The organism is Vibrio sp. Vf1514, assembly GCF_052076135.1.
GTDB classification, from domain to species: Bacteria; Pseudomonadota; Gammaproteobacteria; order Enterobacterales; family Vibrionaceae; genus Vibrio; species Vibrio furnissii.
Map to the genome: position 1 here is coordinate 918,747 of NZ_CP197267.1, position 22,900 is coordinate 941,646.

Sequence of the window (22,900 nt, forward strand, 5' to 3'; positions counted from 1 at the left end):
TTGGCGCAAGTTAATTGCTTTAAAAACATTCCGACCACACAACTTTGTGTGGTTTTTTTTTGCCTCCGATTTTTGTTTCCCACACCCTCGACCTACTTTGACAAAAGCCAAACCCATAAACTCTTTGATTCTTCTACACTTAACAAGTGATTCGCTGCAAATATCACGTTTATTTAAACAGTTGTTTGATTGTCTTAACAATCTCGTTACAATGCGTCAGGTCAGACCTCTTATTCTAAGGAGAAACAATGGGCAAACAGGAAGTGAGAACACGCTCCGGTGAACGTGTGGCGATCGTAGCGGGTCTACGAACTCCCTTTGCGCGTCAAAGTACAGAATTTGGCCAGGTGCCAGCTGTTGATTTGGGCAAAATGGTCGTGAGCGAAATGCTGGCGAGAACGGATATCGATCCCGCGTTGATTGAACAAGTGGTGTTTGGTCAGGTGGTACAGATGCCCGAAGCGCCGAACATTGCGCGTGAAATTGTACTGGGTACTGGGATGAGCATTCATACCGATGCGTACAGTGTCACTCGTGCTTGTGCCACCAGTTTTCAGTCGGCGGTGAACGTCGCAGAAAGCATTATGGCCGGTACCATTGATATCGGTATCGCAGGTGGTGCGGATTCTTCCTCTGTTTTACCCATTGGTGTGTCTAAGAAACTGGCGTCGAGCTTGCTGGCGTTGAGCAAAACCAAAACCTTGGGCCAGAAATTGAGCGTACTGAAATCCTTGTCACTCAAAGATCTGATGCCAGTGCCGCCTGCGGTGGCCGAGTATTCCACCGGTTTGTCCATGGGCCAAACGGCTGAACAAATGGCGAAATCGCATGGTATTTCGCGTCAGGATCAAGATGCCTTGGCGCATCGGTCGCACACACTGGCGGCGCAAGCTTGGAAAGACGGCAAGATTCGCGATGAAGTGATGACCGCGTTTCCAGAACCGTACAAAAAATGGATCGATACCGACAACAACATTCGTCAGGATTCCACGCTAGAAGGCTACGCCAAATTGCGTCCGGCGTTTGATCGCCAATACGGTAGCGTGACGGCTGCAAACAGTACGCCGCTGACCGATGGTGCTGCGGCCATCATGTTGATGCGTGAAGGCCGTGCGAAAGAGCTGGGGCTTGAGATCCTTGGGTACATTCGCTCCTATGCATTCTCTGCCATCGGTGTGGAAAAAGACATGCTGATGGGGCCGTCTTACGCCACGCCTCTGGCGCTGGATCGCGCTGGCATTACACTTGCCGACCTGACGCTGATTGACATGCATGAAGCGTTTGCCGCGCAGACGTTGGCCAACCTGAAAATGTTTGCCAGCGACAAATTTGCGCAGGCGTGTTTGGGTCGCAGCCAAGCGATTGGCGAAGTGGATATGGATAAATTTAATGTGTTGGGCGGGTCGCTGGCGTATGGCCATCCCTTTGCGGCAACGGGCGCGCGCATGATCACGCAAACATTGCGTGAATTGAAACGTCGTGGTGGCGGTTTGGCCTTGAATACCGCGTGTGCCGCGGGTGGATTGGGCGCAGCAATGATTCTGGAGGTGGAGTAATGAGCCAATCGAAAGCATTTCATCTGAGTGTGGATGAGCAGAACATTGCGTGGCTGGCCATTGATGTGCCGGGAGAAAAAATGAATACCTTGCAGGCGGCATTTGCCGACGACATGCAGGCCGTGTTCAAACAGCTCGACGCGCAAAAAAGTCAGCTCAAAGGGTTGATTGTGCATTCGCTCAAACCGGACAACTTCATTGCGGGCGCTGACGTGCGCATGCTGGAAGCGTGTACGTCTGCACCGGAAGCTCAAGCGTTGGCCACGCAAGGCCAAGCGATGTTCCAGCAGTTGTCCGATCTACCATTCCCCGTGGTGGCCGCGATTCATGGCCCTTGTTTGGGCGGCGGTCTGGAATTGGCGCTGGCCTGTGATTATCGCGTGTGTACTGATGACGATAAAACGCGTCTCGGTTTGCCGGAAGTGATGTTGGGTCTACTGCCAGGCTCTGGTGGGACGCAACGTTTGCCGCGCCTGATTGGTTTGTTGCCTTCACTGGATTTGATTTTGACGGGCAAGCAATTGCGCGCCAAAAAGGCCAAGAAACTGGGCGTGGTGGATGCGTTTGTACCACATACCGTGTTGCTTGATGTGGCAAAACGTTTCATCGACGAAAACGGCAAGAAGAAAGGCAAAGTCAAACTGACGACCAAAGAAAAGCTGATGTCTCAGACCGGGTTTGGCCGCAAAGTGATCTTTGATCAGGCGAGCAAGAAAACGGAACAAAAGACGCGCGGAAATTACCCAGCGGCAAAAGCGATTTTGGAAGTGATTCAACATGGCCTTGAGAAGGGCATGAAGGCCGGGCTAGAGCTGGAAGCCAAACGTTTTGGCGAACTGGTGATGACACCGGAATCGAAAGCGCTGCGGTCGATTTTCTTTGCCACCACCGAGATGAAGAAAGAGAACGGCACCGATGCGACCCCGCTGACTGTCAATCGTATTGGCGTGCTGGGCGGCGGATTGATGGGCGCGGGGATTAGCCATGTCAGCGTAGCAAAAGCCAAAGTGCCGGTACGTATTAAAGATGTGTCCAACGACGGCATTCTCAATGCACTGAATTACAACTACAAACTGTTTGATAAGCAGCGCAAGCGTCGCATTCTTAGCAAAGCGCAATTGCAGGCACAAATGAGCCAGCTGTCTGGCGGTATCGATTTCACCAGCTTCAATCACACCGATGTGGTCATCGAAGCGGTATTTGAAGATCTGGCTCTGAAACAGAACATGGTGGCGGACATTGAAGCCAACGCGAAAGCGAGCACCATTTTTGCGACGAACACGTCGTCGCTGCCGATTCATCACATTGCCGCGAAGGCCGCGCGCCCTGAGAATATCGTCGGCCTACATTACTTCAGCCCGGTGGAGAAAATGCCGCTGGTGGAAGTGATTCCGCACGATACCACGTCAGATGAAACCATCTCGACCGTGGTGGCTTTGGCGCGCAAACAAGGGAAAACGCCCATCGTGGTCAAAGACTGCGCGGGTTTTTACGTCAACCGCATTCTGGCGCCCTACATGAATGAATCGGCGCAGATCCTGATGGCGGGTGAACCGATTGAAAACCTAGACCGTGCGCTGCTTGACTTCGGCTTCCCGGTCGGGCCGATTACGCTACTCGATGAAGTGGGCGTTGATATTGGCGCGAAGATCATGCCGATTTTGGTCAACGAACTGGGGCCACGTTTCCAAGGGCCAGATGTGTTTGATACGTTGCTCAACGATGGCCGCAAAGGGCGCAAATCAGGCAAAGGCTTCTACAGTTACAAAGGCAGTAAGAAGAAGGAAGTCGATAAGTCCGTGTATAAATTGCTGAAATTGACGCCGGAATCGAAGTTCAGCGACCAAGACATTGCGCTGCGCTGCATTTTGCCGATGCTCAATGAAGCGGTGCGCTGCTTGGACGAAGGCATTATTCGCAGCCCGCGTGATGGCGATATTGGGGCGATTTTCGGCATCGGTTTCCCGCCGTTTCTCGGTGGCCCGTTCCGTTACATGGACCACATTGGCATGAAAAAGCTGGTCGAGCTGATGAACCAACATGCCGAGAAATATGGCGATCGTTTTGCGCCGTGCGATGGCTTGTTGACCCGTGCAGGCTTGGATGAGCGTTTCTATCCAGCCTAAACCACGCAGTGAGCGCATCGACAAATAACGGGGCATTGGCCCCGTTTTTTTATCGCCGTCTTGCACATTGGTCTTGCGTGTCTTGCCGTGGAGTGTGCTAGCATAATTTGCAATATCAAGAAGTAAGAAGGATTCAACATGGATGCGCTTGAACTGCTGTTACACCGTCGCTCAGTTGCCAAACTTGAGGTGCCTGCGCCGGAAGGAAAGGCTTTGGAAAACATCATTCGTGCGGGGCTGCGTGCGCCTGACCACGCCAACTTAATGCCTTGGCGATTTGTGATCGCTCAAGGAAGCGGTTTGCAGAAGCTGTCGAATATTTTGGTCAATGCGGCCTTAAGCGATCACAGCGATGATGCGGTGGTGACCAAAGTGAAGAATGCGCCGTTTCGCGCGCCCATGGTCATTACTGTGATTGCGAAAGTCACGCCGCATGAGAAGGTGCCCGCGTTTGAGCAGCATTTATCGGCTGGTTGTGCGGTGCAGGCGATGCAGATGGCTGCGATTGCGCAAGGGTATCAAGGCATCTGGCGCTCTGGAAACTGGATGTTCCACCCACAAGTGCATCAGGCATTTGGGCTGGAAGGTGACGATCAAATCGTCGGTTTTCTCTATTTAGGTACGCCAGCGACGACGCCGATGAAAGTACCAGAGCGCGAACTGAGCCAGTTTGTGGAGTTTCTCTAATCGCACTACTGCAATACTACGCGCGTTCTAACAGACGGTCTCACTGACTGCGGTTGAGATCTTAAACAGAGAGGGCCTTGTGGCCCTCTTTTCTATCGGTTTGTTTTCTTCGTGACTCTCTGCTGAGTCACGATGACTTAGTGAATGTGGTAGGCAATCACGAAGTCGATAAACAGGCGCACTTTCTCAGGTAGATGGTCTTTGTGGTTGTAGAGCATGTAAATGTCGCGCGGGTTGGCGCTCCAATCACTCAGGACTCTGACCAAACTGCCATCTGCAATGAATTCACGCAGCATCACATCCGGCATTAGCGTAATGCCCAAACCTTCTGAACAAGCACTTCGAACCACGTTCAGCGCATTGGCTTGAAAACGGCCTTTGTCACCGTTGATAACTGTTTCCCCTTTGGAATTGCTCAATTGCCATTTCAGCAATGGATAGCCCTTTAACAGGGAATGTCTACTCAGTTCTTCAGCGTGCGTTGGGGCAGGGTGTTTGGTGAGGTAGTCAGGGCTTGCGACCAGGATGTCTTTGACTTCACTGATTTTTCTCGCAATCAGGCTGGAATCGCGTTGTGGGCCGACGCGAAAAATGACATCCCATTCGGTTGGGTCCAGTTGATCCGCGTGGTTGCTGGTGGTGAGTTCAATGTTGATTTCTGGGTATTGCTTCATAAACTCATTGAACATCGGCATCATCATGCGCTTCGTCAAATTGTACGGTGACGAGATTTTGATTTTGCCAGATGCACCGCGACATTCGTCGGTAATTTCTTCGGCCATTGAAGCCAGACGTTGCAATAACGGTGAACAGTCACTAAAAAAACGTTCTCCGGCTTCAGTCAGTGATAGCTTGCGAGCGTGGCGATTCAAAAGTCGTAGATTCAGTGAATCTTCAAGCGCTTGAATGCGTCGGGTGATGGTCGCTACAGGAATCATCGTCTTGCGGGAAGTGGCGGTGTAGCTTCCATTTTCGACAACCAGTCGAAAGAGGTTTAGGTCATCTAATTTCATTGTTCCTGACACATTATTTTACGAATTTGAGTAATTTATACGGATATCAGCTGTCAAAGATTGAGTCACGTCAACTTGTTGGCCGATTCGTGATATTCCATACATATAGTATGCAACTGCGGTGCAAAGTGGAATATTTGTATAAATCTTATTTCATGACTACTTTTTAAGTAACGTATGAAACCATCTTATAACAATAAAATAGATTGTGAACAGGAAGAGCATAGTGAGGTAGAAGCTATGTATAAAACTCACATCAGGGCTAAAGAATTCTCGGCTCCAGAATCCCTGCCTGAAAAGCTGATTATGTTGGTGGATGATGATCCGATCTTCAGGCGGATCACCAGCGGCTACTTGTCAGCGCAAGGCTACAAGGTGATGGAGGCGGAAGACGGTCTGGATGGGCTGAGAAAGTTGAGACACGCAGCGCCCGATTTGGTGTTGTGCGATCTGTCGATGCCGGTACTCGATGGCATTGAATTCGTAGAAGAAGTGAGTTTGGAGTACCCCTCCTTACCCATGATTGTGGTGTCTGGCACTGACGAAATGTCGGATGTCGCCAAGGCGCTGCGCTACGGCATCAAAGATTTTCTCGCCAAACCGATTGGAAATCACGAACACTTAGGTTGCGCAATTGAAAGCACGTTGGAGGATGCTTCGCATCACATCACGGATCAGCGTGACTTCTCAAGCCAATGGTTCCGAGTCGACGGGGGGGGAGACATACCCGAAGAGCAGGAGCTGCATTGGCACTTAGAATATCTGCGGGACAATCCCAGCGCGGCGCGAGATTTACTGCACGCATTGTTGCCGGAGAAAGACACGACGCAGGGCGCGTGGAAATGCAGTTACCGTTTGCTGCAATCGACCGATGTCATGCCCTTGGTGTTTGATTATGCGTGGCTCATGAATGGGCAGTTTGCATTCTACATCGTTGATTCTGCCAGTGACGACGACAAAGGTGTCGCGAGCACTCTGTTGGTGCGTGCACTGTTTCACGATTACCTGCGCAACTTGCGTAGCTTCAACGCTGATTTAAAAGATCTGGCGGAGATCGTTGAACGGGCGATTGAGTGTTCCGATTGCGCGGAGCCGGTGGCTGCGGTGTTTGGCCTCGCTAATTTGAGTGACGGGACGTTGTCGATTTTGCCGGCAGGGCTCGATAGCCAATGGTCGAATGGTTACATGACGCAGCACATCGCCGCAGGCGTAAAACTGGGTGAGAACTGCATGAAAAATTTCATCACCAAAGACTTGCTGATTCACAATGCTTGCCAGTTGTCGGTTAGCTGTTTGGGGGCAAGTAGCTTTATCCTCGATATCTATCAAGGTGCTTCCACGTAGCGCCGTATCGCTCACACTTGCCTACAGAGTGTGAGCGGTTTAACTCCCCTCGAATAACCTCAGTCTTTGTCCGTATTTGTGGCAAATTGTTTAAGGTATCATCAGCGCCTCAAAACAATAATGAATCCGCGTCTCTGTATTCAGAGCCGGACTGAAAGTAAGCCTCACCTACACGAGAGAAGCGAATCATGGCAGACAAAGAGTTTAAAGAACCTTACAATGCGCTGTACTTTTTAGGTTTTATTGCAGCCCTGTTGATCCCAACCCTTCCAGCGACCCTGACGTGGATTCGCGTTGTGAACGGTTACGCAGGTTTTTAATCAAGTCACAAACCCAAGTGTCGACACGTGTGCGACGTTGGGTTTGGCTTAAGTGAGGTTCACCATCAATATTCGTCACCTGTTGTTAAATATTGTTGGTGGTCTCAGTGTTGGCTTAGGCATTCTAGGCATCGTCCTTCCTCTTCTTCCCACCACCCCATTTCTGTTATTGGCCAGTGCGTGCTTTATGCGCAGCAGCCCTAAATTTCATCGTTGGCTGCATCAACATCGCGTGTTTGGGCCCATATTAACCAACTGGCAGCAACACAAAGCCGTCTCCAAACGGGTGAAGCAACGTGGTTGCATCGTGATTTTGCTCAGTTTCGCATTTTCCATTAGTGTGGTTCCTCATTTGTGGTTGAAAGCTCTGCTGTTTGTCGGCCTTGTGGTGTTGATCACCTGCTTTCTGCGACTTCCAACTCACGAGCTGGTTGCTAACCAACAAGAAAATCACTAGCATTATGTGGAAGTGTGCCCGCTCTTCGAGTGGGCGTTTGTTTTTTCTGCAGGGTAAAAATTGACCGGCGGAACCCTTAATACCGGATTCGGTCGTAGACCGCATCGGGCCAATCGAAGTTAAATTAGTATGACAACCGAAACTCTTTCACTGATCAAATCAAGCATCAAAAGCATTCAAGACTATCCAAAACCAGGCATCCTGTTCCGTGACGTGACCAGTCTGCTTGAAGATGCCAAAGCCTATCAGGCGACGATTCAACTCTTTTTGGATCGTTACAAAGAGATGGGTTTCACGAAAGTTGTGGGGACTGAAGCTCGTGGTTTCCTATTTGGTGCACCACTGGCGCTGGAAATGGGTGTGGGTTTTGTCCCTGTGCGTAAGCCAGGCAAACTGCCACGTAAAACCATTGCGCAAACCTACGACCTAGAATACGGCACGGATACGCTAGAAATTCACGTTGATGCTATTCAACCGGGCGACAAAGTTCTCGTGGTTGATGATTTGCTGGCAACGGGTGGCACAATTGAAGCCACAACCAAACTGATCCGTCAGTTGGGTGGTGAAGTGGAGCACGCGGCATTTGTGATTAACCTGCCAGAAATTGGTGGTGACAAGCGTCTTGAAGGGTTAGGCTTGAACGTTTACAGCATCTGTGAATTTGAAGGTCACTAAGCACCCATATCGGAAGGTTTCATGAGTTATCTTGCCTTAGCGCGAAAATGGCGACCCACCAAATTTAATGAAGTGGTGGGTCAGGCACATGTATTAACGGCTTTAGAAAATGCTCTGGCGCAAAACCGATTGCACCATGCGTACCTGTTTAGCGGGACGCGCGGTGTCGGTAAAACGACCATTGGTCGCTTGTTTGCCAAAGGGCTGAACTGTGAGACCGGCATCACCGCCACACCGTGTGGTGAATGTGCGACGTGTAAAGAGATCGATCAGGGACGCTTTGTCGACCTGCTGGAGATCGATGCGGCCTCACGAACCAAAGTTGAAGATACGCGTGAACTGCTGGATAACGTTCAGTACAAACCGGCACGCGGCCGCTTCAAGGTTTATCTGATAGATGAAGTGCACATGCTGTCTCGTCACAGCTTCAATGCGCTGCTCAAAACCTTGGAAGAGCCACCGGAGTACGTGAAATTCCTGCTGGCAACGACGGATCCACAGAAACTGCCTGTGACGATTTTGTCGCGCTGTCTGCAATTCCATCTCAAACCGATTAGTGTTGAAAACATTCAGCATCAATTGGCACACATTCTGGCTGCCGAACAGGTCAATAGCGATCACAAAGCACTGGCGATGATTGCGCATGCGGCCGACGGCAGTATGCGAGATGCGCTGAGCTTAACCGACCAAGCGATTGCGCTGGGGAATGGTCAAGTGCAGCCGGATGTGGTGTCTCACATGTTGGGGACACTCGACACCGATCAGGCGCTGCACCTACTGAAAGCGATGAGCAATAAGCAACCGCAAGCGGTGATGGATTGCATCGAAGCTTTGGCGCAAAACGGAGTGGAATGGGATGGATTGCTACAGCAATTGGCCACTCAGTTGCACCGCATTGCTATGTATCAAGCATTGCCCTCGAGCATTGATAAAGCGCAGCCTGATGCCGAAACCATTGAATGGCTGGCCAAGGCGTTGACGCCGCAAGATGTTCAGCTTTACTACCAAATCGCATTGAAAGGGCGTGACGATTTGTCGTTGTCGCCAACGCCGCGCATCGGGATCGAAATGATTACCTTGCGAATGATGGCGTTTCGACCGTCTCAAGCATCGATCACGCATGTGATTTCGACTCAGTCGGCAGCAATGGCACCAAGCCAGCCTCAAGTGAGTCAGCCCGTGGCGACGCCTGCTGCGCAAGCATCGCAACCCATGCCAAGCAAACCACAGCCTTCGGCGCCGGTTCATCCTGCCGCGAGTGCGCCAGAGCCGATGCAGCAGCCCGCGTCAATGCAACAGCTAGGGCCGCAGTCGCAACCAACCAGAGCGTCACACGCTGATACTCCCGTGCAACCGACGCCGCAAGCAACGTCACAACCAACGCCGCAACAAACGGCGGAGCGTGATAATAAGCCATCACCGGTGGTGGGATTGCGTCATCAACTGCGCTCTCAACGTCAAGGCTTGGCTCAGAAAGGTACGGATCCAAAAAAGCCTGAAGCGGCATCTGCTAAACCGGTCTCGGTTCTTGAGCGTGTAGCCCAGCGTGGTCAACATGCCGCGCAGATGTCGCCTTATTCTGCGCCGTCTGTTGACGACACACCGGATGATGAAGCGTATCAGTGGCGACCAACGCAAAACTTGCCGACTCCCACGCAGGAAAAAAGCGAGTTAACCCCAACGCAGATCAAACGCGCGTTAGAACACGAAAAAACGCCGGAAATGACCGCGAAACTGATTCATGAAGCGATTGAATTGGATGAGTGGGCGAACATTGTCCAGCGTTTGCATACGGCGAAGCTGGTGGAACAGCTCGCATTGAACTCAACGTATAAGAAGAGTGGCGCGTCGATTGAGCTGACATTGCGCCCCTCGCACGCGCACCTCAATACGGATAAAGCGCAGAGTGAACTTCTGCAAGCGTTGAATGACCAATTACAAGAGGATTGCCATTTGTCTGTCACGATTGGTGACGACGGTGAAACGCCTCTTGAGCTGCGAGAGCGCCTGTACCAAGGCAAACTCTCACAAGCCATCGACCATTTGGTGGCTGATCCTACGGTACAATTTATTGAGCGACGTTTTAGCGCTGAACTTGATAAAGACAGCGTTAGACCGATTTAACGGCAACTGTGGGCTTGAGATTTACACCAATCAACCCCACAGTATGTAAAACAATCAAGACAAACCAGAGAGACAAAGATGTTTGGTAAAGGCGGTATGGGCAACCTAATGAAGCAAGCCCAACAAATGCAAGAACGCATGCAAAAGCTTCAAGAAGAAATCGCAAACATGGAAATCACCGGTGAATCTGGTGCTGGTCTGGTCAAAGTGACAATCACTGGTAGCCACAGCGTACGCCGTGTTGACATCGACGAGAGTCTGATGGAAGACGACAAAGAGATGCTGGAAGACCTGATTGCTGCTGCGTTTAACGACGCTGCGCGCCGTGTTGAAGAAGCTCAGAAAGAAAAAATGGCGGGCGTGACTGGCGGTATGCAACTACCACCAGGCATGAAAATGCCGTTCTAACGACGAGTTAATTTAATGCGTACCAGTCATATGCTGGAGCATTTGATGGAGGCCTTACGTTGTCTGCCTGGGGTTGGCCCCAAGTCAGCGCAGCGTATGGCCTTTCATTTGTTGCAACGAGACCGCAAAGGTGGCTTGCAACTGGCAGATGCTCTGAGTCAGGCGATGGTGGAAATCGGCCATTGCAGCGAATGTCGCACCTTCACTGAAGAAGAGGTGTGTCACATCTGTCAAAACCCGAAACGTCAGGAAAACGGCCAACTTTGTGTGGTGGAAAGCCCAGCAGATATCGCTGCGGTGGAAGCGACCGGCCAGTACTCCGGACGTTACTTTGTGTTGATGGGGCACCTGTCACCACTGGATGGGATTGGACCGAGTGACATTGGCTTGGATGTGCTGGATTTTCGTCTTCAACGCGGCGGAATTTCCGAAGTGATTTTGGCCACGAACCCAACGGTGGAAGGCGAAGCAACCGCACATTACATTGCAGAGTTGTGCCGCGAACATGACGTGTCAGCCAGCCGAATCGCTCACGGCGTCCCGGTCGGCGGCGAGCTGGAATTGGTGGATGGCACCACGCTGTCCCACTCATTACTCGGCCGACAAAAGTTGTAAAAAAACCGCGCTTTCAAGCGCGGTTTTTTATAAAGCAGAGTGTCATTCAATCACTTAAGCAGAGACTTTTTCTGCCAGCAGTGAACGGTAAATCAACGCGCCCAGCGCACCACCAACAATTGGTGCCAACCAGAATAGCCACAATTGAGAAATCGCCCAGTCACCCACAAACAATGCAACCGCAGTACTACGTGCTGGGTTCACAGATGTGTTGGTTACAGGAATGCTGATGAGGTGGATCAGTGTCAAACACAGGCCGATCGCGATAGGCGCAAAACCTTGTGGTGCGCGGCGGTCAGTGGCGCCCATGATGACCAACAGGAACATAGCTGTCATCACAACTTCACAAACCCAAGCGGCGGTCAAAGAGTAACCGCCAGGTGAGTGTTCACCAAAACCATTCGCAGCAAAACCTGATGCAGCCACATCAAAACCAGCTTGACCTGATGCAATGACATATAGAATCGCTGCCGCAATCACACCACCAATCACTTGGAATACGATGTAAGGGATCACGTCTTTTGTTGAGAAACGGCCGCCAACCCACAGGCCAACAGTCACGGCTGGGTTGAGGTGACAACCTGAGATGTGACCAATGGCGAATGCCATTGTCAAAACGGTTAAACCAAATGCGAGTGCCACACCGAGCAAGCCAATGCCGACATCCGGAAATCCTGCAGCCAATACAGCGCTACCACAACCACCGAGAACCAACCAAAAGGTGCCGAACATTTCGGCAATATACTTATTCATGAGTTTTAACCTTACAAAGTGTATGGGAAGTCCCAAAATTCGGTAGGAAAATACTGCGAATTGAATAAGCCAAAGTCAGGATATTGCAAATACTAAGGTCGTTTAGCAAAAACAAAGATTGTGAAACTGGTTGTTTATGTCAGTTGTTCCAATTCCGTGAGATTAGCCAATGCTTCTTGGTTGGTTTTGCCGCAAACCACTGGGCAGGGTTTGAAATGGTGGCACACAGCGGGGCGCTCTGGTTTGCCGAATAACTGACACAGATTATTCTCGTTGAGCTGAATACAACGTGTTCCGGCCGGTTTGCCATTGGGCATGCCCGGGATCGGGGAAGAGATGCTTGGAGCAATGCAGCAGGCGCCGCAACCTAATCGACAATCCATCATGACCTCGTATTTGTGTATCCGCTCAATAAGGCCGCCGATCCTAACAGAAATATCGGATCATCACAGCGAAATCGCAGAATATTTATCCTTGAACTTTGTGGGGGAGGAAGGTATAAATCGTCCCCCTGAAACAAGACAGGAAAACAGAAGTGATGAGTGCTCCATTTTGGCAAAGTAAAACGCTGGATCAGATGACAGAAGCAGAGTGGGAATCTCTGTGTGACGGCTGTGGCAAATGCTGCCTGCACAAGCTAATGGATGAAGACTCCGATGAGGTGTATTACACCAACGTCGCCTGTAGCTGGCTGAACAGCGAAACCTGCGCTTGTAAAGATTACCCAAATCGCTTCACTTCTGGTGAAGAGTGCCTGAAACTGACTCGCGATAAAATTGATGAGTTCAACTGGTTGCCGGATACTTGTGCCTACCGTTTGCTGGCGGCAGGCGATACGTTGCCACCATGGCACCCGTTGATCACCGGTTCAAAAGAAGCGATGCACGCAGCTCAAGAAAGCGTGCGTAATAAAGTGGTGTATGAAATTGATGTTATCGACTGGGAAGACCACATTATCAACCATCCCGGACGAGATAGCCTATAAGCTGCTCGGATCAAAAAAGCCAACCGTCTGATGCGATACGCATGCCCGGTTGGCTTTTTGCTATGTGAGCCACGGAAAGACCATCAACGGTTAAAGCAGTAACAAAATACTGCCGACGGTTGCCGCAGCGGAAAGATATTGCCCCGCCGAATACGACGAATCATCTTCTTTCTTCACATCATCTGGATGGCCCATGCCCAAGGCGCCATAGGTAAAGGCTTCGACCTTATCCCCTAAGCTTTTATCTTGAATATTGGGGGTTTTTCCCTCTTCAATTTCCTTGAGTGCGGCCAGCAATGCTTTGCCTTCTTCAGAGAGGGTGACCTTATTTTGCTCAACCTTGAGGGGCGCCGATTCTGACTTGGCGTCATTGTTTGCCGTCGCCTGAGATCTCACCGTTTGGGGGGAATACAGCTGTGCTGATCCTACGCCTACTGGGTTCATACATCTCTCCTAAATTGTCTCTCAGTCACTATATCGACAGGGGGGTGAAAAACTTGTGCGATTTTTACACATTTTGCGTGCTAATTCGTCAAGCAAACATTGTGCCTGTTTTTAGATTTTCTGAGAGATAACCTCATTCCTGATGTGTGGTGGTGTCGCAGGTGAGATCGGCGTTGCGATGTTTCAATTGGCGAAACGCTGCCATCTGGTGCTCAGGTTGCACGTAGCGAACCGGTGGCGGCAGGACACGCAGCTGGTAATCTTGGCTTTGGGATTGCCACTCTGCCACTGGGGTGACGACCACGACGTTGAGCGCTGGGTTACGGCGCAAAATGGCGGCGGCCGTTCCGAGCCCATTTTGCGTATGGAACAAACCTGCAATGTGCATCACGCGTGCCTCAGGGTGTTTTGTGAGGTAGTTGACGATGCTTTCAGCCATGGTTTCATCCCAAGTCACTTGCGCGGCAAATTGGTTTTCCGTTTGCTCTGGCGTGCCGTGATGCATGGAGGCCATAAACTGTTGTTTGTATGGAGAGTCGTTGGTGTTGATCTGTTGGGCGACGAACGAACGGTTGGCCGTATCCAACTGAGAAAGATAACTGAGCCCTTGTCGGCCAATACAGCGCACAATCGGTTTGGGCGCGTTGGCGGCAATCACATCCAGTTGCTGTTGCTTTGCCAATTCCACCAAGGGGCGGTAGTCACTCTCGTAATTTGACCATGCGTTTGCTTGCTGAATCAGGTACTGTTCGCCAATCGTGCCTTGCAGATAGTCATTGAGCAACGCTTGCTTGTCGCGAGAAAACTGCTCCATAGAGAGTGCAACCGGGCGCTCTTCTTGGCTGAGTGTTTGCAATAAATCGGTTTGAAAGCGATGAATACCAGTGTGAGTGTGCCATTCCCCAACCAGAATGACATCAGCATGGCGAATCGCATGACGAAATTGCGTAAGTGAGCGCACTTCGCCCGTCGGCGTCGCGAGTTGATAGTCGTAATAGGTCGAGACTGGGGGTGTCGCAGCGCAGCCCATAATGGCAGCGGAAAGCAGTAGGGGTAGGGCAAATCGCATAAAGGCCTCCATTGAAAACCGGCTCATGGTAATGGAGTGCCTTTTGAGTTGCAAATAAAATGAGAATTATTATCGTTTATTCGTTGGCACTCAGCTTGCGATAAACACGCAACATAAAGTCAGCTTCACATTCAAACTGTTCGGATGCGCGAATCTGCGCTTTAAATGCGTCGCTGGCTCGCCATGCGAACGGAGTCATTTGTAACAGATCAAAGGCCACTTCACCGGGTAATGTCATCATATAGTTGATTTTTTGCTCGGTTTCCAGCGCAAAGCCCTCAATGTGTTCAGGCTGCTCTTCGTGCAGGCGAACGTCTTGATAAATGCCTTGTTTAAACTGATAGAGGTGGCGCGCTGCGGGTGTAACCGTGATCACCACGCCATGGTCATGAACGCACCGTTGCAGCTCTTCTGCTTTGCATGGTGCGTAGATCCGTAAAATACCATCTAACGCGTGATCAGCAAACGGCAGACGATGACTCGAGGCCACCGTGAATTCGCAATTGGTGTAGCGTTTGGCCGCGTAGCGCACGGCAACCTTTGAGATGTCTAAACCGTACGTTTGGGCCTGGGCATGTTGCGCTTGCAGTGCGTTCGCCACATAAGTGGTGTAGTAGCCTTCGCCGCAGCCAATGTCGAGTAGCTGATGTTCTGTGCCTTCTAGCGCCTTGGCGCACAGGGTGGCCACTTGATCGCGCATGGGGTCATAGTGCCCGCCTTCGAGAAAACGGCGACGCGCCTGCATCATCTCTTTATTGTCACCGGGCTCTTTGGAGCGCTTGTGATGCGCAGGCATCAGGTTGACGTAGCCTTCTTTGGCGACATCAAACTGATGACGGTTTTCGCAGGTGTAAGCCTGACCGGTTAACGTTAAGGGATGCTGACATAAAGGGCACTGATAAGACATGGTGATCTCGCGTAAAAAATTAAGGCGTCAGTTTAGCGGCAAGCTCACAAAATAAAAAGGACAGCCGAAGCTGTCCTGCGCATTATTTCACTGACAAGGTGGTCGCCAGAACATGCTGTTCGCCGGGTTGTAGCGTTTTACCCGCGGCTAGACATGGGGCATGCAGGGTGGATTCCACACACAGCATGGTTTTGTAACCCTCATCAGTCATGTCACTCAAGGATGCCGCACCTTGCGCCCAAGGGTTCCACAATACCGCAGCGTTATGGCCGTTGTTTTCAACGATGAGCGTACGTTGCAGCACGGGATCTTGCACGTGCACTTGTGCTTCGGGTTGTGTGTAAACGCGATCAATGGTGTCGGTCAGTACCAACGTCTCGCCACCGTGGCAGACTTTGGCGTCTTGCAAGCTGTCGATGTATTCGGAGCCCATCCCGGTGGTGGTGACGTGGGTGATGTCGGCCACGTTGAGGTAGGTGTGTAAGGCGCCAGAGAAGACCCAAGCTTTCTCATCGGTATTGGTGATTTCCAACGAAACGGTCAATTGGTCGGAAACCTCAACATGCAAACGCACAGAGAAGTGATAAGGCCAGATCGCCATCGTTGCATCGTTGTACTCTAAACCGAGTGTCACGATGACGCCGTGCTCGTTTTCACGATGTTCAATCAGTTGCCATTCGCTGGTACGGGCAAAGCCATGCCCTGGATTGGCCAAGCGTCCGAACCAAGGCCAGCACACGGGAATACCGCCGCGTAGTGCTGCTTTGCCGTCAAACACTGCGGCGTCGCTCATCCAGATCAGATCGGGTTGGCCTGCAGGTTGAAACGACACCATATGACCGCCGTGCAGCGCGATACCCGCAGTGGCTTTGTCATGTATCACGCGAACAATTTTGACTTGGTCGTGTTCAACGACGGTCACGCAATCTGACAATACAGTCAGTGCAGGAAGAGAGTGTAAATCCATATCTAACGCTCCTGAGTAATGCGCTCCGGACCAGCATACCGAGTGGCTACCGTCTCCAAGACCTTGTCGGGCATGCCTTTCAAGGCTTCGTCCAGTCAGTGGACGAGTGGCTCAACCTATTCGCCGTGGGTAAGCGGGGAACGCTTGGGTCAATCGACGGTATCGAATCCGCCGATCAAAATTCAGATACTAAAAAGGCGACTCGAGAGCCGCCTTTTTCATTCTGCGCATTATCTAAATGATAAGCTTCGCTGAATGCTTACATTATTTAGAGATGTGAGCAATCAGGTCTAGAACTTTGTTTGAGTAACCGATTTCGTTGTCGTACCAAGATACAACTTTAACGAATTTGTCAGTCAGTGCGATACCTGCTGTAGCATCAAAGATTGAAGTGCGAGTGTCGCCGTTGAAGTCAGTAGATACTACTGCATCTTCAGTGTAGCCTAGTACGCCAGCAAGTTCGCCTTCAGAAGCTGCTTTCATTGCTGCTTTGATGTCATCGTAAGATGCTGCTTTTTCTAGGTTAACAGTTAGGTCAACTACAGATACGTTTGCAGTTGGTACGCGGAAAGCCATACCAGTCAGTTTGCCGTTTAGTTCTGGAAGAACAACGCCTACTGCTTTAGCTGCACCAGTTGAAGATGGGATGATGTTTTGAGAAGCACCACGACCACCGCGCCAGTCTTTCGCAGAAGGACCGTCAACAGTTTTTTGAGTTGCAGTTGTTGCGTGAACTGTAGTCATCAGACCAGACTCGATGCCGAAGTTGTCGTTAAGAACTTTAGCGATAGGAGCCAGACAGTTAGTAGTACAAGAAGCGTTAGAAACGATGTCTTGACCTGCGTAAGTAGTGTGGTTAACACCCATTACGAACATTGGAGTTTTGTCTTTTGAAGGACCAGTCAGAACAACTTTTTTCGCGCCAGCTTCGATGTGTTTACGAGCAGTTTCGTCAGTCAGGAATAGACCAGTTGCTTCTGCTACAACGTCAACACCGATTTCGTTCCATTTCAGGTCCGCTGGGTTGCGTTCTGCAGTTACACGTACAGTTTTGCCGTTAACGATCAGGTTACCGCCTTCAACTTCAACAGTACCGTTGAAACGGCCGTGAGTTGAGTCGTATTTCAGCATGTATGCCATGTAATCTACGTCGATCAGGTCGTTGATACCTACAACTTCGATGTCATTGCGCTCTTGCGCTGCACGGAATACGAAACGACCGATACGGCCAAAACCGTTAATACCTACTTTGATAGTCATTATAGTTGCTCCACAACTTAATTTCTGATTAAAGATAACTGGTAGTAAAATTACAGATTCCAGTAAAAGTCTGCAACAGATAATCGGACTTAACTTGTTTAAAGTCAAAAAAAAGCGTCGCTTTTTTTAACATTCAGTTGCAAACGGTTAGTTTTTAAACTCGAGCCTGCTTATTATCTCTACCAATTGACGTAAAATACCCGAGTTATCTTAGGTAAATTAGAAAGCGAAAGTCCACCGCATCATGGTGAGAAAGTATGTGCTACAAAGCGCAAAACGCGCAAGTTTTTATACAAAAAAAGCGCATCAATACGCTGTAAAAAAGGAAATGAAGTACCGTGGTTCAGAAAGTAGATAAAGTAACGAAGCCTGATGAATACTGGCGTGAGCGACTCAGTGATGAAGCATTTCGTGTGTGTCGCGAGCAAGGTACAGAGGCACCATTCAGTGGCAAACTGTTGCACAACAAAGCGGACGGGATTTACTACTGCACTTGCTGTGAAGCGCCCCTTTTCCGTTCAGAAAACAAGTATGATTCGGGCTGTGGTTGGCCAAGTTTTGATGCCCCTGTGAGCCCAGAGGCGATTCGCTATTTAGATGATCGCAGTCACGGAATGGTGCGTACGGAGATTCGCTGCGCGGCGTGTGATTGCCACTTAGGGCACGTTTTTCCCGATGGTCCTGTGACAACCGGGGAACGTTATTGTGTCAATTCAGTGTCGTTAATTTTCAACAAAAATAACAATAAGCGCTGAAATTTTCATCGCTTATTGTTTAATCTTTACATCATTCGATAACGGTAGGCACTAAACGGCGGGAATACTGCCCTGATTTGATCGCTTTGGTGACGTCATCGGCCAAGGATTGTAAACGAGCGAACTTTTCTTGGCTGAAGCCGTAAAGGCGTTCCAGTTCGGCCGGTGTGGCTAAGGGCACGCCAAACGCTTTGCCGACCATGGCCCATACATAGGCATGTTCTTTGTCGTTGAGGACTTGATACGTACTCGCCAGCGATTTGAAAATCTCGATATTGACCGATTGAGCGTCACTCAGCTCTAACGCACGGTTCAGCAACTGAATGGTTTTTTCACGGTTGCGCGAGGTATAAAAGGTGGCGAGTGCGAATTGCATCTCGGCGGTGTCCAGTTCTGGTGTCCCTTCCATCTGCAAAAATTCACGTCGTGCTTGGTTATCGCCGGTTTGGCTCCACAGGAAATAGAGCGATTGCGGCGTGCGCATCTGATGCAGCTCTTTCACCAATCGTTCTTGTTCTTTGCCTGAGTTGATCAGCGCATCAAAGCGTTTTTGTTTGAGCGCCGTTTGATCAATCGGTTGAATTTGCGAAGCCAATTCAAGGCATTTTCGGTAGGCACTCACCAAGGTGTATTCTTGAATCTTGTTATCGACCGTCGGATTTTTGAGTACCGCATAGCGGTGCCAGATCAGATCGGTGCGTGGAATACGGCATTGGCCGTCGTCCATATTGAGCTGCTCACAGCGCAAATTTGGATTGTCTGCGCACAGCTTCTCCGTATTCTTGCGATTCTCAAAACAGCCACTGAGCAGCAGTGGCAGAGACAAAATTAGTAAAGTTTTTACGCTGTTCATCATGTTAGCTTGTGATCCGATACACTTATTTATTTAGCTGGTCTTGACTCGAAATGCCAGCCAGTTAAGGTGACGCGAACTGTTTTTATAAGCGTTTATTAGGAAACAATCATGGATGCAAATCAATTAATCGATGCTATTACACCGGAAGCGTATGATCGTTTGGTGTTCGCGGTAGAAACGGGTAAGTGGCCTGAGGGTACACTACTTTCTCAGGAGCAGCGAGATTACTGTATGCAAGCTGTGATGTTGTATCAATCCAAGCACAATCTGAACGCTGACCACATGACGGTGGGCGTTGGGGGTGATGTGGTGTTTAAGTCGAAAGCGGAGCTGAAAAAGCGTTTTCAGGCAGGGCAAGACGACATCATGCGAGTGAATCCGAACCAAGAGTAAGTGGTCGGTTTGCCTTGGTCTCACATGGCATAAAAAACCCCGCATCGGCGGGGTTTTGTGTGTCTAAAGAATGCGTTACAGGCTCATTTCGCCACGCAGCACTTGCTGCATGCGCACTTTCACTTCTTCGTAAGACAAATTCTGGCTCAGTAAATAGTGCAATTTTGCTAGCGCCGCTTCCGGCGTCATGTCGTAACCACTGATCACGCCAGCATCCGCCAGCGCGCAGCCTGTGGCGTAGCCACCCATGTTCACTTTACCGGCCAAACATTGCGTCAGGTTCATCACGATCACGCCACGTTCAGAGGCATCATGCAATTGGGCCAACAGTTCTGGGTTTTGCGGTGCATTGCCGACACCGAAGGTCAGCAAAATCATAGCGTTGACGGGCTGCAATAAGGTATTACGAATCACTTCGTGTGAAATGCCCGGGTACATGGTGATCACCCCGATTGGCTGCGGCGTGATGTTTTGAACGCGGAATTCGCCTTCCGGTTGTACACCAAGCTTGACGTTGCCACTCACTTGAATGTTGATGCCCGCTTCCAGCAGAGGAGGTAGGTTGGGGGAGGTGAACGCGTTAAAGCCGTCCGCATGTGATTTGGTACTGCGGTTGCCGCGCATCAACTGATTGTTGAAGAACAAAGTCACTTCGTTGATCGGGTAATTGGCCGCAATGTGCAGGGCGTTTAACAGGTTCGCCTGACCGTCTGAACGCAGTTCAGCCAGTGGAATTTGTGAACCGGTCACAATCACAGGTTTGCCGAGATTTTCCAGCATGAAAGACAACGCCGAGGCGGTGTAGGCCATGGTGTCAGTGCCATGCAGGATCACAAAGCCATCGTATTTGTCGTAATTATCGCGAATGTCATCGGCAATCTTCTGCCAATCTTCAGGCGTCATGTCTGAAGAGTCGATCAGCGGCTCGTATTCGTGAATGGTGAACTGTGGCATTTCTGCACGGTGGAATTCCGGCATACTGGCCAACTGCTTTTCCATAAAGCCTTCGACAGGTACATAACCATGATCGGATTTTTTCATACCGATGGTGCCGCCGGTGTAGGCGATATAGATATGCTTTCTTGTCATGGGATAAATCACTTATTGTAGGGGAACAGAACGCGGATTATAGCGAAAACCACTGCAATAAAAAGAGGCGCTTCTAACAAAGCGCCGCTTAGGAACCTGCTGGTAAGAGCAGTGGGGATAAGGCTTGCCGCTGTTATTCCACCTGACAGGTGAGACAAAACGCGTAATACCCTTTCGGATCGTTGAAGCTGCTCAACAGGTTGGCATCAGAAACCAGCTGTTTTGTCGCCGGTTTAAGCGCGTCTGGCATCAAGCTGGAGACATCAAGCCCAAGTCCCACGCGCACCTGACCAAACAGATCTTGCAAGAATTGCTGCGCCGGGCTCAAGGGTTCCTCTACCCAATACAGGTTGTATGTGTCCAGTTTCGCGAGACTGGCTGCCAGTGCGACGGCATCATCGAAGTCGCCGAGCTTATCGACCAACCCCAATTTTTGCGCATCTTGCGCGGTCCACACGCGGCCTTGCGCCACTTTATCGACCTCTTGTTCTGACATGTGGCGGTGTTCAGCCACCAGAGAAATGAAGCGGTGGTAGCCGTGTTCAATGCCCATTTGCAGCGCATCTTTGATGCCATCGCTCAGGCCGGTGGTGACCCCCACGCCGGAGAACGGTGACGTGCCCACGCCGTCGGTGTAGATCCCCAGTTTATTCAACCCTTTTTCAAACGTGGTAATGACGCTGAAGATGCCAATGGAGCCAGTCAGCGTGGTGGGCTGCGCAACGATTTGATCGCCGCTCATCGAGATCCAGTACCCGCCAGAGGCGGCTAAGCTCGACATAGAAATCACCACCGGTTTACCGGCCGCTTTGATCGCCTCGATTTCATTACGAATCACTTCAGAGGCAAACGCGCTGCCCCCTGGGCTGTCGACACGCAGCACGACGGCTTTCACTTTGTCATCGTTTCGCGCCTGACGCAGCAAGGATGCCAGTGTATCGCCGCCTACGGTACCCCGTGGTTGAACACCGTCCATGATGGCGCCGCTGGCGACCACCACCGCGATGTCGTCTGCGGCCATGTCAAAGGTTGGGGACACGGTCGCGCGGTAATCGTAATAGCTCATGGCGTTGTAGCTGTCGTCGCCGTCACTGCCGAACACGTCGGTCAGCTCGGCACGCACTTGTTGTCGTGTGGCGAGTTCATCGACTAAACCGGCTTTGAGTGACAAATCCGCCAGGTTGCCCGATGACTGTTTCAGCAGTGCCAAAAATTCATCCATACTCGGTGTGAGCGTTTTCGCATCGATCTGACGGTTGGTCGCCACGTCATCCACATACGCTCCCCACAGTTGGGTCAACCAGCGAGACGCGGATTCGCGCGCGGCATCGGACATGTCGTCACGGATGAACGGCTCAATGGCTGATTTGTAAGTGCCGACACGGAACACGTGCGTGTTGACGTCAAGTTTTTCCAACAGCGTTTTGTAATACAGATTGTAAGCACTGTAGCCGCGCAGCATCACCGCACCATCGGGCGAAAGAAAAATTTTGTCGGCGTAGCTGGCAAGGTAATACTGACTTTGATTGTAGAAATCACCCACCGCATAGACCGGTTTCCCGGATGCTTTGAACTCGTTGATCGCTTTGGCGATGTAACGCAGTTTGGTCAAATTGGTTTCAGGCAGATCGCGCAGCGCCAACACCAACCCCGTCACTTGCTGATCATTTTTGGCATAACGCAGCGTATCGACGATATCAAACAAGACGTTTTCTTTAGGTAAATCCTGCCCCAGGACCGAGCCAGCAAACGAGTCCATGGGGTTCACGTAGGTTCGTTGTTCGACAATCGGACCGGATAAATTCAGCACCAATGCCGAGGCTTTATCGACGGTGGGTGTAGGCGACTCAGCATGAATATAGATGAAGTAAATGATGGCGATGCTGAGCAGGAATATCAGGTTGGTGAGGGCAAGACGAATAAAAGTAATGACCTTCCAAATACCTTTAAAAATCAGCCCAATAAATCGGAATAGTTGTTTCATTGTGTCTCCAATGCAACAAGTGAGTGACTTGTTGAGGATAGCTCGGATAAGTTCCCGAGAGATATGAATGAGTTACATCCTACGTTATTCATTATACCCAAACAACTGCAAGA

At 50.5% G+C, this 22,900-nt stretch carries 24 protein-coding genes; 13 read left to right on the forward strand and 11 right to left on the reverse strand.

Annotation, left to right across the window (positions count from 1 at the left end; translation table 11 throughout):
- The first annotated feature begins 248 nt into the window (after positions 1-248).
- The 3 genes from fadI (at position 249) to ACS18Q_RS04310 (ending at position 4,369) form a co-directional block, all read left to right on the forward strand.
- Positions 249-1,556 (forward strand): acetyl-CoA C-acyltransferase FadI, encoded by a 1,308-nt coding sequence (gene fadI / locus ACS18Q_RS04300; protein ID WP_004726617.1) that lies wholly within the window; start codon positions 249-251, stop codon positions 1,554-1,556.
- On the forward strand, positions 1,556-3,682 hold the full coding sequence (gene fadJ / locus ACS18Q_RS04305) for a fatty acid oxidation complex subunit alpha FadJ (RefSeq protein ID WP_441257427.1): 2,127 nt from the start codon (positions 1,556-1,558) through the stop codon (positions 3,680-3,682). The genes fadI and fadJ overlap by 1 nt, the downstream gene beginning before the upstream one ends.
- 138 nt (positions 3,683-3,820) lie before the next feature.
- Positions 3,821-4,369 (forward strand): NAD(P)H nitroreductase, encoded by a 549-nt coding sequence (locus ACS18Q_RS04310; RefSeq protein ID WP_441257428.1) that lies wholly within the window; start codon positions 3,821-3,823, stop codon positions 4,367-4,369.
- A 137-nt stretch (positions 4,370-4,506) separates the two neighbouring features.
- Here ACS18Q_RS04310 and ACS18Q_RS04315 read toward each other — a convergent pair whose 3' ends face one another.
- Complete coding sequence (locus ACS18Q_RS04315) at positions 4,507-5,382, reverse strand: LysR family transcriptional regulator (protein ID WP_038151361.1); 876 nt, start codon at positions 5,380-5,382, stop codon at positions 4,507-4,509.
- 240 nt (positions 5,383-5,622) lie between these two features.
- On the opposite strand from ACS18Q_RS04315, the gene ACS18Q_RS04320 reads away from it, so the two are divergent.
- From ACS18Q_RS04320 to recR, 7 genes are all read left to right on the forward strand, one after another.
- The gene (locus ACS18Q_RS04320; RefSeq protein ID WP_004726613.1) at positions 5,623-6,726 is read left to right on the forward strand and encodes a response regulator; all 1,104 of its coding nucleotides are present in this window, start codon (positions 5,623-5,625) and stop codon (positions 6,724-6,726) included.
- Positions 6,727-6,914: 188 nt separating this feature from the next.
- The gene (locus tag ACS18Q_RS04325; RefSeq protein WP_004726612.1) at positions 6,915-7,046 is read left to right on the forward strand and encodes a hypothetical protein; all 132 of its coding nucleotides are present in this window, start codon (positions 6,915-6,917) and stop codon (positions 7,044-7,046) included.
- A gap of 52 nt (positions 7,047-7,098) precedes the next feature.
- Positions 7,099-7,503, forward strand: a complete 405-nt coding sequence (locus tag ACS18Q_RS04330) for a YbaN family protein (protein ID WP_014205502.1) — start codon at positions 7,099-7,101, stop codon at positions 7,501-7,503.
- Between the two features lie 129 nt (positions 7,504-7,632).
- The gene (gene apt, locus ACS18Q_RS04335; protein ID WP_004726610.1) at positions 7,633-8,178 is read left to right on the forward strand and encodes an adenine phosphoribosyltransferase; all 546 of its coding nucleotides are present in this window, start codon (positions 7,633-7,635) and stop codon (positions 8,176-8,178) included.
- 21 nt (positions 8,179-8,199) lie between these two features.
- Positions 8,200-10,302: a DNA polymerase III subunit gamma/tau gene (gene dnaX / locus ACS18Q_RS04340; RefSeq protein ID WP_441257429.1), complete on the forward strand. Its 2,103-nt coding sequence runs from the start codon at positions 8,200-8,202 to the stop codon at positions 10,300-10,302.
- Positions 10,303-10,380: 78 nt separating this feature from the next.
- Positions 10,381-10,710, forward strand: coding sequence for a YbaB/EbfC family nucleoid-associated protein (locus ACS18Q_RS04345; protein ID WP_004726608.1), 330 nt, complete (start codon positions 10,381-10,383; stop codon positions 10,708-10,710).
- A gap of 15 nt (positions 10,711-10,725) precedes the next feature.
- Positions 10,726-11,325: a recombination mediator RecR gene (gene recR, locus ACS18Q_RS04350; protein ID WP_004726607.1), complete on the forward strand. Its 600-nt coding sequence runs from the start codon at positions 10,726-10,728 to the stop codon at positions 11,323-11,325.
- Positions 11,326-11,379: 54 nt separating this feature from the next.
- Here recR and aqpZ read toward each other — a convergent pair whose 3' ends face one another.
- Together aqpZ and ACS18Q_RS04360 are read right to left on the reverse strand one after the other, a co-directional pair.
- The gene (gene aqpZ / locus ACS18Q_RS04355; RefSeq protein ID WP_014205499.1) at positions 11,380-12,078 is read right to left on the reverse strand and encodes an aquaporin Z; all 699 of its coding nucleotides are present in this window, start codon (positions 12,076-12,078) and stop codon (positions 11,380-11,382) included.
- Between the two features lie 134 nt (positions 12,079-12,212).
- The gene (locus ACS18Q_RS04360; protein WP_038151358.1) at positions 12,213-12,461 is read right to left on the reverse strand and encodes a YkgJ family cysteine cluster protein; all 249 of its coding nucleotides are present in this window, start codon (positions 12,459-12,461) and stop codon (positions 12,213-12,215) included.
- Between the two features lie 155 nt (positions 12,462-12,616).
- On the opposite strand from ACS18Q_RS04360, the gene ACS18Q_RS04365 reads away from it, so the two are divergent.
- Positions 12,617-13,063: a YcgN family cysteine cluster protein gene (locus ACS18Q_RS04365; protein WP_441257430.1), complete on the forward strand. Its 447-nt coding sequence runs from the start codon at positions 12,617-12,619 to the stop codon at positions 13,061-13,063.
- Between the two features lie 90 nt (positions 13,064-13,153).
- On the opposite strand, the gene ACS18Q_RS04370 is transcribed toward ACS18Q_RS04365, so the two are convergent.
- The 5 genes from ACS18Q_RS04370 to gap all read right to left on the reverse strand — a co-directional run bounded on the left by ACS18Q_RS04370 (position 13,154) and on the right by gap (position 17,710).
- A complete protein-coding gene (locus ACS18Q_RS04370; protein ID WP_004726603.1) occupies positions 13,154-13,507 on the reverse strand; it encodes a hypothetical protein in 354 nt (117 codons plus the stop codon).
- 133 nt (positions 13,508-13,640) lie between these two features.
- Positions 13,641-14,576 (reverse strand): ChaN family lipoprotein, encoded by a 936-nt coding sequence (locus ACS18Q_RS04375; protein ID WP_441257431.1) that lies wholly within the window; start codon positions 14,574-14,576, stop codon positions 13,641-13,643.
- Positions 14,577-14,652: 76 nt separating this feature from the next.
- Positions 14,653-15,483 carry a 23S rRNA (guanine(745)-N(1))-methyltransferase gene (rlmA, locus tag ACS18Q_RS04380; RefSeq protein WP_441257432.1) on the reverse strand — a complete coding sequence of 277 codons (831 nt, stop codon included), beginning with the start codon at positions 15,481-15,483 and terminating at the stop codon, positions 14,653-14,655.
- Between the two features lie 82 nt (positions 15,484-15,565).
- A complete protein-coding gene (locus tag ACS18Q_RS04385; RefSeq protein ID WP_441257433.1) occupies positions 15,566-16,450 on the reverse strand; it encodes a D-hexose-6-phosphate mutarotase in 885 nt (294 codons plus the stop codon).
- Positions 16,451-16,714: 264 nt separating this feature from the next.
- Positions 16,715-17,710, reverse strand: a complete 996-nt coding sequence (gene gap, locus ACS18Q_RS04390) for a type I glyceraldehyde-3-phosphate dehydrogenase (protein WP_441257434.1) — start codon at positions 17,708-17,710, stop codon at positions 16,715-16,717.
- Positions 17,711-18,048: 338 nt separating this feature from the next.
- Here gap and msrB point away from each other — a divergent pair, with 338 nt between their 5' ends.
- Positions 18,049-18,465: a peptide-methionine (R)-S-oxide reductase MsrB gene (gene msrB, locus ACS18Q_RS04395; RefSeq protein WP_004726598.1), complete on the forward strand. Its 417-nt coding sequence runs from the start codon at positions 18,049-18,051 to the stop codon at positions 18,463-18,465.
- Positions 18,466-18,496: 31 nt separating this feature from the next.
- On the opposite strand, the gene ACS18Q_RS04400 is transcribed toward msrB, so the two are convergent.
- Positions 18,497-19,318, reverse strand: coding sequence for a DUF2989 domain-containing protein (locus ACS18Q_RS04400; protein ID WP_038151480.1), 822 nt, complete (start codon positions 19,316-19,318; stop codon positions 18,497-18,499).
- Between the two features lie 111 nt (positions 19,319-19,429).
- Here ACS18Q_RS04400 and ACS18Q_RS04405 point away from each other — a divergent pair, with 111 nt between their 5' ends.
- Complete coding sequence (locus ACS18Q_RS04405) at positions 19,430-19,714, forward strand: YeaC family protein (protein WP_004726596.1); 285 nt, start codon at positions 19,430-19,432, stop codon at positions 19,712-19,714.
- A gap of 75 nt (positions 19,715-19,789) precedes the next feature.
- Here ACS18Q_RS04405 and ansA read toward each other — a convergent pair whose 3' ends face one another.
- Together ansA and sppA are read right to left on the reverse strand one after the other, a co-directional pair.
- Positions 19,790-20,803 (reverse strand): asparaginase, encoded by a 1,014-nt coding sequence (gene ansA, locus ACS18Q_RS04410; RefSeq protein WP_004726595.1) that lies wholly within the window; start codon positions 20,801-20,803, stop codon positions 19,790-19,792.
- Between the two features lie 133 nt (positions 20,804-20,936).
- On the reverse strand, positions 20,937-22,787 hold the full coding sequence (gene sppA, locus ACS18Q_RS04415) for a signal peptide peptidase SppA (protein WP_441257435.1): 1,851 nt from the start codon (positions 22,785-22,787) through the stop codon (positions 20,937-20,939).
- Between the last annotated feature and the right edge of the window lie 113 nt (positions 22,788-22,900).